Below are 13,204 nucleotides of genomic sequence, written 5' to 3' on the forward strand. Positions count from 1 at the left end.
ACCGCTCATTGTCCCCGGAAGGACGCATCTTGGCAGTCTCTCCCGCGAACCAGGCCACTGCTGCGACCACCTCGGCTGAATCTCGCTCGGAGTCCACGGGAATCCCCGGCGCGCCCAAGCGGGTTTCCTTCGCAAAGATTCGCGAACCGCTCAGCACCCCCAACCTGCTCGACGTCCAGATCCAGTCGTTCCAGTGGTTCACCGGGGACGAAGCGTGGTTCGAACGCCGTGTCGAAGAAGGTGAAGAAAACCCGGTCGGCGGCCTCGAAGAGGTCCTGAACGAGATCTCCCCGATCGAGGACTTCTCCGGCTCGATGTCCCTGTCCTTCTCCGCCCCGCGCTTCGACGAGGTCAAGGCCTCGATCGAGGAGTGCAAGGACAAGGACATGACGTACGCGGCCCCGCTGTTCGTCACGGCGGAGTTCGTCAACAACAACACGGGCGAGATCAAGAGCCAGACGGTCTTCCTGGGCGACTTCCCGGTCATGACCGACAAGGGCACGTTCATCATCAACGGCACCGAGCGTGTCGTCGTGTCCCAGCTGGTCCGCTCGCCGGGCGTCTACTACTCGAAGGACGTCGACAAGACGACCGACAAGGACGTCTTCAGCGTCCGCGTGATCCCGAGCCGCGGCGCGTGGCTCGAGTTCGACGTCGACAAGCGCGACACCGTCGGCGTCCGGATCGACCGCAAGCGCCGCCAGCCGGTCACCGTGCTGCTGAAGGCCCTGGGCTGGACCACCGAGGCGATCCGCGAGCGCTTCTCCTTCTCGGAGACGCTGCTGGCGACCCTCGAGAAGGACCACACCGCGGGCACCGACGAGGCGCTGCTCGACATCTACCGCAAGCTGCGCCCGGGCGAGCCGCCCACGAAGGAGAGCGCGCAGACCCTGCTGGAGAACCTGTTCTTCAAGGCGAAGCGCTACGACCTGGCCAAGGTCGGCCGGTACAAGGTCAACAAGAAGCTGGGCCTCGACACGCCGTACGACACCGGGACGCTGACCGAAGAGGACATCGTCACGACGATCGAGTACCTGGTCCGGCTGCACGCCGGCGAGGACAAGCTCGACGCGCAGAACGGCACCGAGATCCCGGTCGAGACCGATGACATCGACCACTTCGGCAACCGGCGCCTGCGCACGGTCGGCGAGCTGATCCAGAACCAGATCCGGGTCGGCCTCTCCCGCACCGAGCGGGTCGTGCGCGAGCGCATGACCACGCAGGACGTCGAGGCGATCACGCCGCAGACCCTGATCAACATCCGCCCGATCGGCGCGGCGATCAAGGAGTTCTTCGGCACCTCGCAGCTGTCGCAGTTCATGGACCAGAACAACCCGCTGTCGGGCCTGACGCACAAGCGTCGTCTGTCGGCCCTCGGCCCGGGTGGTCTGTCCCGTGAGCGCGCCGGCATGGAGGTCCGGGACGTCCACCCGTCGCACTACGGCCGGATGTGCCCGATCGAGACGCCGGAAGGCCCGAACATCGGCCTGATCGGCTCGCTCTGCTCCTACGCGCGGGTCAACCCGTTCGGCTTCATCGAGACGCCGTACCGCAAGGTCGTCGAGGGCCGGGTCACCGACCAGGTCGACTACCTGACGGCGGACGAGGAAGACCGCTACGTCAAGGCCCAGGCCAACGCGCCGATCGGTGACGACGGCACGTTCGTCGAAGACCGGGTCATGGCCCGCCGCAAGGGTGGCGAGGTCGAGCTGATCGACCCGCTCGACATCGACTACATGGACGTCTCGCCGCGGCAGATGGTCTCGGTCGCGACGGCGATGATCCCGTTCCTCGAGCACGACGACGCGAACCGCGCCCTGATGGGTGCGAACATGCAGCGCCAGGCCGTGCCGCTGCTGCGCAACCAGGCCCCGTACGTGGGCACGGGTGTGGAGCTGCGCGCCGCGGTCGACGCCGGTGACGTGCTCGTCGCCGAGCAGGCCGGCATCGTCGAGGAGCTCTCGGCCGACCTGATCACGATCATGCACGACGACGGCACGCGGAAGAGCTACGGGCTGTACAAGTTCCGCCGCTCGAACCACGGCACCTGCTTCAACCACCGCCCGATCGTCAACGAGGGCGACCGGGTCGAGCAGGGTCAGGTCATCGCCGACGGCCCGTCCACCGAAAACGGTGAGATGGCGCTCGGCAAGAACCTGCTCGTCGCGGTCATGCCGTGGGAGGGCCACAACTACGAGGACGCGATCATCCTCTCGGAGCGCCTGGTGCAGGACGACGTCTTGACGTCGATCCACATCGAGGAGCACGAGATCGACGCCCGCGACACGAAGCTGGGCGCCGAGGAGATCACCCGGGACATCCCGAACGTCTCCGAAGAGGTCCTGGCCGACCTCGACGAGCGCGGCATCATCCGGATCGGCGCCGAGGTCCGCGACGGCGACATCCTGGTCGGCAAGGTCACGCCGAAGGGCGAGACCGAGCTGACGCCGGAAGAGCGCCTGCTGCGCGCGATCTTCGGCGAGAAGGCCCGCGAAGTCCGCGACACCTCGCTGAAGGTGCCGCACGGCGAGACCGGCAAGGTCATCGGCATCCGCGTGTTCTCGCGCGAGGACGACGACGAGCTGCCCCCGGGCGTCAACGAGCTGGTCCGCGTCTACGTGGCCCAGAAGCGCAAGATCCAGCCGGGCGACAAGCTCGCCGGCCGGCACGGCAACAAGGGTGTCATCGGCAAGATCCTGCCGGTCGAGGACATGCCGTTCATGGAGGACGGCACCCCGGTCGACATCATCCTGAACACCCACGGTGTGCCGCGACGGATGAACATCGGCCAGATCCTCGAGCTGCACCTGGGCTGGCTGGCCTCGCAGGGCTGGACGATCGAGGGCGAGCCCGACTGGGCGAAGAACCTCAACGAGGAGCTCTACGACGTCGCGCCGAACACGAACACCGCGACCCCGGTGTTCGACGGCGCGAAGGAAGAGGAGCTCACCGGGCTGCTCGGGGCGACCAAGCCGAACCGCGACGGCGAGCGCATGGTCAAGGAGAACGGCAAGGCGACCCTGCTGGACGGCCGTTCCGGCGAGCCGTACCCGTACCCGGTCGCGGTCGGCTACATGTACATCCTGAAGCTGCACCACCTGGTCGACGACAAGATCCACGCCCGCTCCACCGGCCCGTACTCGATGATCACGCAGCAGCCGCTGGGTGGTAAGGCGCAGTTCGGTGGCCAGCGCTTCGGTGAGATGGAGTGCTGGGCGATGCAGGCGTACGGCGCTGCCTACACGCTGCAGGAGCTGCTGACGATCAAGTCGGACGACGTGGTCGGCCGCGTCAAGGTGTACGAGGCCATCGTCAAGGGGGAGAACATCCCCGAGCCGGGCATCCCGGAGTCGTTCAAGGTGCTCCTCAAGGAGCTCCAGTCGCTGTGCCTCAACGTCGAGGTGCTCTCCAGCGACGGCGCGGCGATCGAGATGCGCGACTCCGACGACGAGGACCTCGAGCGCGCCGCGGCCAACCTCGGCATCAACCTGTCCCGCAACGAGTCGCCCTCGGTGGACGACGTCGTGCACTGATCGCGAGCTGAGGCGGGCCCCACCTCCCGAGTTGGACACAGGGCCCGCCTCGCCCGCCACCCCCTCTCTAGCCGAAACAACCCCAAGGGGATCTAGACGTGCTGGACGTCAACTTTTTCGATGAGCTCCGCATTGGTCTCGCCACTGCTGACGACATCCGTCAGTGGTCCTTCGGCGAGGTCAAGAAGCCGGAGACCATCAACTACCGGACGCTCAAGCCCGAGAAGGACGGCCTCTTCTGCGAGAAGATCTTCGGTCCGACCCGGGACTGGGAGTGCTACTGCGGCAAGTACAAGCGCGTCCGCTTCAAGGGCATCATCTGTGAGCGCTGCGGCGTCGAGGTGACCCGCGCCAAGGTGCGCCGCGAGCGGATGGGCCACATCGAGCTGGCCGCGCCGGTCACCCACATCTGGTACTTCAAGGGTGTTCCCTCCCGCCTGGGCTACCTGCTGGACCTGGCGCCGAAGGACCTCGAGAAGATCATCTACTTCGCTGCTTACGTCATCACGGGCGTGAACACGGAGCTGCGCCACAACGACCTGCCGACCCTCGAGAACGAGATCGGCGTCGAGCGCAAGAACCTCGAGACCAAGCGTGACGCGGACATCGAGACCCGCGCGCAGAAGCTGGAAGCCGACCTGGCCGAGCTGGAGGCGGAGGGCGCCAAGTCCGACGTCCGCCGCAAGGTCAAGGAAGGCGGCGAGCGCGAGATGCGCCAGCTGCGTGACCGCGCCGGTCGCGAGCTGGACCGCCTCGAGGAGGTCTGGACGACCTTCACGAAGCTCGACACCCGTCAGCTGATCGCCGACGAGCTGCTCTACCGCGAGCTCGTCGACCGCTACGGCGAGTACTTCACCGGCGGCATGGGCGCGGAGGCCATCCAGAAGCTGGCCACCGAGTTCGACGTCAGCGCCGAGGCCGACAACCTGCGCGACACGATCCGCAACGGCAAGGGGCAGAAGAAGCTCCGCGCGCTGAAGCGGCTCAAGGTCGTCGCGGCGTTCCAGGCCACCGGCAACGACCCGCGCGGCATGGTGCTGGACGCCGTCCCGGTGATCCCGCCGGACCTGCGTCCGATGGTGCAGCTGGACGGTGGCCGCTTCGCGACCTCCGACCTGAACGACCTGTACCGCCGCGTGATCAACCGCAACAACCGCCTCAAGCGGCTGATCGACCTCGGCGCGCCCGAGATCATCGTCAACAACGAGAAGCGGATGCTGCAGGAGGCCGTCGACGCGCTGTTCGACAACGGCCGCCGCGGGCGTCCGGTCACCGGCCCGGGCAACCGGCCGCTGAAGTCGCTGTCCGACCTCCTCAAGGGCAAGCAGGGCCGGTTCCGCCAGAACCTGCTCGGCAAGCGCGTCGACTACTCGGGCCGTTCGGTCATCATCGTCGGCCCGCAGCTGAAGCTGCACCAGTGCGGCCTGCCGAAGGACATGGCGCTCGAGCTGTTCAAGCCGTTCGTCATGAAGCGGCTGGTCGACCTGAACCACGCGCAGAACATCAAGTCCGCCAAGCGGATGGTGGAGCGCTCGCGGCCGCAGGTGTGGGACGTGCTGGAAGAGGTCATCACCGGCCACCCGGTGATGCTGAACCGCGCGCCGACGCTGCACCGCCTCGGCATCCAGGCCTTCGAGCCGCAGCTGGTCGAGGGCAAGGCCATCCAGCTGCACCCGCTGGTCTGCGAGGCGTTCAACGCGGACTTCGACGGTGACCAGATGGCGGTGCACCTGCCGCTGTCGGCCGAGGCGCAGGCCGAGGCCCGGATCCTGATGCTGTCGGCGAACAACATCCTGTCGCCGGCGTCGGGCCGTCCGCTCGCCATGCCGCGGCTGGACATGGTCACGGGTCTGTTCCACCTGACCCGTCTCAACGAGAAGGCCGAGGGCGCGGGCAACGCGTACTCGTCGCCGGCCGAGGCCATCATGGCCTTCGACCGCAAGGCGCTGGGCCTGCACGCCCCGATCAAGATCCGCGTCTCCGACCGTCAGCCGGCGAAGGCCGACGAAGCGGCGCTCGCGGAGAAGGGCTGGGAGCCGGGCAAGACCTGGCTGGCCGAGACGACCCTGGGCCGCGTGCTGTTCAACGAGCTGCTGCCGGCGGACTACCCGTTCATCAACGAGCCGATGCCGAAGAAGCGGCAGGCCGCGATCGTGAACGACCTCGCCGAGCGGTACTCGATGACGCAGGTCGCGCAGACGCTCGACCGCCTGAAGGACGCCGGGTTCTACTGGGCGACCCGCTCGGGTGTCACCGTCGCCATCTCGGACGTGCTCACCCCGGTGGGCAAGGCCGCCATCCTCGACGAGTACGAGGGCAAGGCCTCCCAGGTGGAGAAGCGCTACCAGCGTGGTCAGCTGTCGCACACCGAGCGCAACAACGAGCTCGTCAAGGTGTGGACGCAGGCCACCGAAGAGGTCCACAAGATCATGGAGACGGCGCTGCCGGACGACAACCCGATCGCCATGATCGTGAAGTCGGGCGCGGCGGGCAACATGACGCAGGTCCGGTCGCTGGCCGGCATGCGTGGCCTGGTGTCCAACCCGAAGGGTGAGTACATCCCGCGTCCGATCAAGGCCAACTTCCGTGAGGGCCTGTCGGTGGCGGAGTACTTCATCGCGACGCACGGTGCTCGTAAGGGCCTGGCGGACACGGCGCTGCGTACCGCCGACTCGGGTTACCTGACCCGGCGTCTGGTGGACGTCTCGCAGGACGTCATCGTCCGCGAGATCGACTGCGGCACCACGCGCGGCATCATGATGCCGATCGGCGAGGACATCGGCGACGGCAAGGTCCTGCGCGACCAGCACGTCGAGACCTCCGTGTACGCGCGGAACCTCGCGACGGACGCGGTGGACGCCAAGGGCAACGTCGTGCTGAACGCGGGCGACGACATCGGCGACCCGGCCCTCGACAAGCTGCTCTCCAGCGGCATCTCGAAGGTCAAGGTCCGCTCGGTGCTGACCTGCGAGTCGGCCGTCGGCATCTGCGCGACCTGCTACGGCCGCTCGATGGCGACCGGTCAGCTCGTCGACGTCGGCGAGGCCGTGGGTATCGTCGCGGCCCAGTCGATCGGTGAGCCCGGTACGCAGCTGACGATGCGTACGTTCCACCAGGGTGGTGTCGCCGGTGACGACATCACGACCGGTCTGCCCCGTGTGCAGGAGCTCTTCGAGGCTCGTGTCCCGAAGGGCAAGGCGCCGATCGCCGACGTCGATGGCCGCGTGCGCATCGAGGAGAGCGAGCGGTTCTGGAAGATCACGCTGATCCCGGACGACGGCGGCGAAGAGATCGTCTTCGACAAGCTGTCCAAGCGTCAGCGGCTCGCGAACACCCCGAACGGCCCGCTGGGCGACGGCGACCACGTCAACGTCGGTCAGCAGCTGCTCGAAGGCACGCCGGACCCGCACGAGGTCCTGCGGGTCATGGGGCCGCGCGAGGCGCAGATGCACCTGACGGACGAGGTCCAGAAGGTGTACCGGGCGCAGGGTGTGTCGATCCACGACAAGCACATCGAGGTCATCGTCCGGCAGATGCTGCGCCGGGTGACGATCATCGACTCCGGTGCCACGGACTTCCTGCCGGGCGAGCTGCCCGAGCGGACCAAGTTCGAGGCGACGAACCGGGCCGCGGTCGCCGAGGGCGGCGAGCCGGCTTCGGGTCGTCCGGTCCTGATGGGCATCACGAAGGCGTCGCTCACCACGGACTCGTGGCTGTCGGCGGCGTCGTTCCAGGAGACCACGCGCGTCCTGACCGACGCGGCCATCAACGGCCGCTCGGACCGGCTCGTGGGCCTCAAGGAGAACGTGATCATCGGTAAGCTGATCCCGGCCGGCACGGGCATCAACAAGTACCGCAACATCCAGGTGCAGCCGACGGAAGAGGCCCGGGTCGCGGCGTACGCGATCCCGTCCTACGACGACGGTTACTACACCCCGGACGTGTTCGGTACGGGCACTGGTGCGGCGGTTCCGCTGGACGACTACGACTTCGGCCGCGACTTCCGCTGAAGCTGAGTTCACGGGAAAGGCCCTCGCCGGGTTTCCGGCGGGGGCCTTTCCCGTTTCGCACCGGGCACTCCCACTGCGTCGGCGCGCTCGCTTTCGCGTTCAGCGCACGCTGTGGCGGGACACCGGGAAGTCGAAGTAAGTGTCCGGGAACGGCTCGTTGTCCAGGGTGTAGTGCCACCACTCCTCGGGCAGGTTGTGGAACCCGGACATCGCGGTGCGCAGCAGGTCGCGGTTCGTCCGGGCGACGCCGGTGATCGCCGGGTTGTCGGTGTGGGCCAGCGGGTCGAAGCAGTCGTAGCCGGTGCCCATGTCGACCGTGTTGTCGGGGAAGCGCTGGCCCCGCGGTGCGAAGCACGGCTTGAGCGGCTCCCCCGGGAAGTACGGCCGCTGGAACCGCGGCGGGAGCTTGACCAGCGTCAGGTCCATGGTGCTGCCGCGGCTGTGCCCGGACTTCTCGGCGATGTACCCGTCCTCGAAGAGCCGGTCCTTGGCGACGTTCGGGTAGAACTCCGCCTTCATCTTCTCGTCGTCGAGGTCCTTCGCCCACCGCACGAAGTGGTCGACGGCGCGCTGCGGGCGGTAGCAGTCGTACACCTTGAGCGTGTACCCCTGCCGGAGCACCCGCGCCTGGGCCTGCCGCAGTCCGTCGGCGGCCTGGCGGGTCAGGATGCAGGTCGGCTCGAGGTAGCCGTTGATCCGCTGCCCGACGAAGTTGTGCCGGGTGGCGTAGCGGATGTCCTGCAGGATCGAAGGTGCGACGTCGGACAGCGTGACGAACTCGGAAACCGGTGCGGCCTGCGCGGGAGCGGGGACGGCGACACCGGCCAAGGCGGCGAGGGCGACGGCGAAGACGCGGAAGATCGGCATCCCTCTCGTCTAGCAGCCGCGCGTCCGGCAAACAGCCGCCAACCGGTCAGGACCAGCCTTCCGACGTCGTCGCGCGGAGGAAGTCGTCGGACGGCGGCTGCACCGGCCGGCCCTCGAACTGCGTCGACAGCACCACCGACGACCGCAGCTCGCCGTGCTTGCCCAGCCGCTCCAGCAGGCCCTCGAAGTGCTCGAGCGAGGCCGCCCGGATCTTCAGCATCGTGCAGTGGTCGCCGGACAGGCGGTGGATCTCCACGACCTCCGGGTAGTCCTCGGCCTTCGACGTCTTCAGCAGGCAGCTGCTCAGCGCGCAGCGCATCTCGACGAACGCCTGCAGCGGCTGGCCCGCGCGCCGCGCGTCGACCTGCGCGCGGTAGCCGGTGATCACGCCGGTCTCCTCCAGCCGCCGCACCCGCTCGGCCACCGCCGGCGGCGAGAGGTTGATCCGGCGGCCCAGCTCCTTGAACGACAGGCGCCCGTCGGACTGCAGCAGGTCCAGCAGCCGCCAGTCGACGTCGTCCAGCGGCTTTTCCGAACGGAAGGTCATGGGCCTCATTTTCCGTCCGAATCGCGGCCGTGGCCACGGATTTGCCGTCGAACAGCCCTTCGAGAGATCGCCGGGAGTTCCTAAAGTTGCTGGTCATGGGGACCTTGACGACGACCGGCCGGGCCCGGTCCATGGGAGCGCTGTTCGCCGGCGTCGCGCTGCTCAACACCGCGACGGTCGGCCTGAGCACGGCGGCGACGCTGATCGTCGCCGCGGGCAGCGGGCCGGGGTGGAGTGGCCTGCCGAGCGTGGCGAACGTGCTCGGCACGGCCGCCGGCGCGCTCGGCGCGGGCCTGCTGCTGCCGGGCCACGGCCGCCGCCGCGTGCTGAGCGCCGGGTACGCCGTCGCCGCGGCCGGGGCGCTCGTCGCGTTCGCCGGCGCGTTGACGACGTCGCTCATGCCGCTGCTGCTGGGCATCCTGCTGGTCGGCCTCGGCAACGGCGGCGCGCAGCTGTCGCGTTACCTGGCCGCGGACCTCTACCCCGAGGAACGGCGGGGCCGTGCGTTGTCGAACGTCGTCTGGGCCGGCACGGTCGGCGCGCTCGCCGGGCCGGCGCTGATGGCCCCGGCGGCGGACGTCGCCACCGGCTTCGGCTGGCCGGCGCTGTCCGGGCCGGTCGCCGTCGCGGTCCTCGCCACGGCCGGGGCGGCGCTGGCGGCGGCGTTCCTCCCACGGCACGTGCCGGTCCGGGTCGATGAGCCGGTGCGCACCCCGGTCCGGGCGGCCGGCGTCGGCCGGCCGCTGGTCGCGATGGTCGCCGCGCAGCTGACGATGGTCGCGGTGATGACGATGACGCCGTTGCAGCTGCAGGACCACGGGCACGGCCTCGACGTGGTCGGCTGGGTGCTGGGCGCGCACCTGTTCGGCATGTTCGCGCTGGCGCCGCTCTCCGGCCGGATCGCCGACCGCTGGGGCCCGCGCGTCACGGTCAACGCGGGCCTCGGTGTGCTGGCGTTGTCGACGGCGACCGCGCTCGCCGCGCCGACGGCCCACACCTCCGGGCTGCCGGTCGCGTTGTTCCTGCTGGGGTACGGCTGGAACCTCGTGTTCGTCGGCGGCAGCGCGCAGCTGAGCCGCGACCTCGCGCCGGAGACGCGCAGCCGGCTGCAGGGCACCGTCGACGCGGTGGTCTGGTCCGCGTCCGCTTTGGCCGGTTTGGGGTCGGGACAACTGTTTTCCGGCGGCGGGTACGCGCTCGTCGTGGTCATCGGCGGTGTGCTGGCGCTGCTTCCGTTGGCCCTGCTGGGTTCTCGTCACGTCCGGTAGCCGAGCCGTTGTCGGCAAATCTCTCGTCGCCGAAACCGCGGTGCGCTGGCGAAGATGGGCCGTGGCTGACTCTGTGCCCTTCACGGACAACTTCTCGGACCTCTCCAACACGCAGGGGTACCAGTTCGAGTTCCGCTGCGAACGCTGCGGGAACGGTTTCCGTTCCGCGTTCCAGCGCGACAACATGGAAACCGGGCGAAGCGTGCTTCGCACGGTCGGCTCGTTCTTCGGCGGGACGCTGCGGGACCTGAGCAACTCGGCCGACCAGTGGCGCTACGACCGCGCGACGAACTCGCCCGCCAAGGACCGCGCGCTGGCCGCGGCGGTCAAGGAGATCACGCCGAGCTTCCGCCAGTGCCGTGGCTGCGGCGACTGGATGTGCCACGACCAGTGCTGGAACGAGGAGATCGGCCAGTGCCTGCGGTGCTCGCCAAGCGTCCCGGAGGAGATCTCGCGCGCGCAGGCCGCCGCCCAGCGCGACCAGATCTGGGAGAAGGCCCGCGAGAAGGACTGGACGGCGGGCCTCGACGTCGACACCCGCGCCAAGGTGAGCTGCCCCGGCTGCGGCCTGAAGGCCGACGGCGGCAAGTTCTGCTCCTCCTGCGGCACGGCGCTGGCGCTGAAGGTCAGTTGCGGCGGCTGCGGCAGTGAAACCAACAAGCCCGGCGCGATGTTCTGCTCCGACTGCGGCGCCAAACTCTGACCGGAGTTCCCGGCACTTCATAACGAATTCGTAACCAGCAGCCCCGGCGTTCAGGCGCCGGGGCTGCGCCATTGTGACCAACCGTGAGGCCTCCGATTGGTCCATCACTCGTTCGGCTCAGTGAAAGCCGTCAATTCGGCCCACGTGGTGAGAATTTGACCCGATCGGCGTGAATCTCATTCTTTGATCACGACTGGACGCTTTGCCCGCTTGGCGCGAATATCCCGTCCGGATCTGCTGGCGTCAGCTTTCCGTTGTGCCCCAACGGTTTTCGTCCGTGTCGAAGAAGTGGGAGAACCATGCGACCTACCCCGTTGTGCCCCGGCCGGTGGCGAAAGGTGGTGACCGGCGCCGCGGCACTCGTCCTCGCGGTCGGCGCCGTCACCTACACCGGTTCGGCCACCGGCGCGTACGCCGACGTCCAGACCGTCACCGACGCGAAGACCGCGTCCGACGGCAAGCAGTACTGGGTCCAGAACCACCTGGTGACGAAGGACCTCGCCCGCGCCGAAAGCGGCACGCCCAAGAAGTGGCTGCTGGTCTGGGCCGGGGACGAGAACATCGCCGACACGCTCGTCAAGGACGTGAAGAACCTGCCGGGCACGCTCAGCGGCGGCCTCAACAAGATCAAGAACGCCTTGCCCGGCCCGGACTTCCTCGCCGTGATCGACGCGACGCAGGGTTCGCCCACCTACGGCAAGGTCGTCAACACCGCGACGGTCGGCCCGCTGGTCGAGAACGAGCCGCACCACATGCAGTACGTGTGGCACCGGGGCGACACGATCTACGCGGGCGCCCTGTTCGCCGCCGCGACGTACGCCTTCGACGTCAGCGCGCTGCCGCAGCTGAAGCTCAAGGGCGTCAGCCTGCCGACCAACACCCTCGGCGGCAGCGTCCCGGACGCGTACTGGGTGCTCAAGGACGGGACCGCGTACGGCACCTACATGGGCGGCCCGGTCGTCCCCGGGCCGCACGCCTACGCCGACGGCTCCACCCAGATCGGCAACGGCTTCGCGGGCAGCCCCGGCGAGGTCGTCCACTTCGGACAGAACGCGCAGGTGCTCTCGGAGTCCCCGGCGGCGACGCCGCAGGGTGACAACCAGAAGCTCTGCGACAACCTGCCGCAGCTGGGCAAGCCGACCTGCGCCAACCCGCACGGCATCCAGGCCCGCGAGGACCTGGACACGCTCGTCACCAGCGACTACGCCGAGCCGCGCAACATCATCCTCGACCCGGTGAAGCAGCCGTCGCCGTACCTGCGCCGGCCGACCGTGCGGACCTGGGACATCGCCGACCGCAACCACCCGAAGCTGAAGTCGGTGTCGTACCTTCAGGACGGCCCGCGCGCCGATCCGGCCGACCCGCTGCACGCCGAGAGCCGCGCGGTCATGGAGACGACCGTGACGAACCTGCCGGGCCACAAGGGCGCCTTCGCCCAGACCATGCAGGGCGGCGCGGTGTTCTACACGCCGGACATCACCGCGGCCGAGCCGCACTGGATCGAGGTGTTCGACGACGGCGCCGCCAACAAGGCGATCTACCCGAACAACGACTCCAACGGCGCCAGCTCCAACGGCGGCTGGATCCAGACCAGCCCGGACGACAAGTACCTCTACCGCGCGATCGTCGGGCGGCAGAAGGGCACCCTCTCGGCCGACGACCCCGGCACCACCGGCGGCGTCTACGTCCTCGACATCCGGAAGCTGCTCGCCGCGGGGGACAAGGTCGAGGACATCCAGGGCCGGGTCGATACCAAGGCGAAGGCGCAGCAGGGCGGGGGCGGCGACCTGCCGACCGTCGTCGGCGCGGCCCCGATCAACCCCGGCACGCCGGGCGCGGGCCCGCACTGGGGCGCCTACGACAACTGGGCTCTCGGCAGCGACGGTTTCTACCACGAAACCGACACGCCGCAGCACCTCGCGGTGTCGAACTACTTCGTCGCCCGGTCCGGTTTGGACGGTGACCACAAGGTCAACCTGCTGAACATCGGGCCGGACGGGAAGCTCGCGGTCGACTCGAACTTCCGGGACGAGCTCACCGGGCAGGTCGGCATCAACTTCAACCGCAAGTCGTGGCCGCACGGGGACTTCGGCAACGCCAAGCCGCACTCCGAGCTGTTCGTCGTCGCGGACGCCGACATCAAGTAACGCCGTCGTGGGGGGGGGGGGGGGGGGGGGGGCAGAGTACCACCCCCAAAAACACGCACCCAGAAAGAGTGGTGGGGGACGAACCCACCCCCTCCAAACATTGGTCTCCCACGGTAGGCTTCTTTTCCT

Annotated in this window: 7 protein-coding genes; 5 read left to right on the forward strand and 2 right to left on the reverse strand. The window is 68.5% G+C overall.

From position 1 onward, the window contains the following. Positions 1–29: 29 nt before the first annotated feature. Positions 30–3,533, forward strand: coding sequence for a DNA-directed RNA polymerase subunit beta (gene rpoB, locus ACZ61C_RS19625; protein ID WP_465308628.1), 3,504 nt, complete (start codon positions 30–32; stop codon positions 3,531–3,533). Between the two features lie 98 nt (positions 3,534–3,631). Continuing rightward, a complete protein-coding gene (locus ACZ61C_RS19630; RefSeq protein WP_465308630.1) occupies positions 3,632–7,543 on the forward strand; it encodes a DNA-directed RNA polymerase subunit beta' in 3,912 nt (1,303 codons plus the stop codon). A gap of 99 nt (positions 7,544–7,642) precedes the next feature. On the opposite strand, the gene ACZ61C_RS19635 is transcribed toward ACZ61C_RS19630, so the two are convergent. Next, positions 7,643–8,410, reverse strand: coding sequence for a M15 family metallopeptidase (locus tag ACZ61C_RS19635; protein ID WP_465308632.1), 768 nt, complete (start codon positions 8,408–8,410; stop codon positions 7,643–7,645). A gap of 46 nt (positions 8,411–8,456) precedes the next feature. Then, entirely contained in the window at positions 8,457–8,957 is a 501-nt protein-coding gene (locus tag ACZ61C_RS19640) for an Lrp/AsnC family transcriptional regulator (RefSeq protein WP_465308634.1), read from the reverse strand. Positions 8,958–9,052: 95 nt separating this feature from the next. Between ACZ61C_RS19640 and ACZ61C_RS19645 the strand changes: the two genes are divergently transcribed. The 3 genes from ACZ61C_RS19645 (at position 9,053) to ACZ61C_RS19655 (ending at position 13,075) form a co-directional block, all read left to right on the forward strand. Beyond that, the gene (locus ACZ61C_RS19645) at positions 9,053–10,225 is read left to right on the forward strand and encodes an MFS transporter (RefSeq protein ID WP_465308636.1); all 1,173 of its coding nucleotides are present in this window, start codon (positions 9,053–9,055) and stop codon (positions 10,223–10,225) included. 61 nt (positions 10,226–10,286) lie between these two features. After that, positions 10,287–10,928, forward strand: a complete 642-nt coding sequence (locus ACZ61C_RS19650; RefSeq protein WP_465308638.1) for a zinc ribbon domain-containing protein — start codon at positions 10,287–10,289, stop codon at positions 10,926–10,928. Between the two features lie 299 nt (positions 10,929–11,227). Continuing rightward, a complete protein-coding gene (locus tag ACZ61C_RS19655) occupies positions 11,228–13,075 on the forward strand; it encodes a hypothetical protein (protein WP_465308640.1) in 1,848 nt (615 codons plus the stop codon). Positions 13,076–13,204: the final 129 nt, after the last annotated feature.

The sequence above is a fragment of the Amycolatopsis sp. NPDC104587 genome (genome assembly GCF_055583645.1).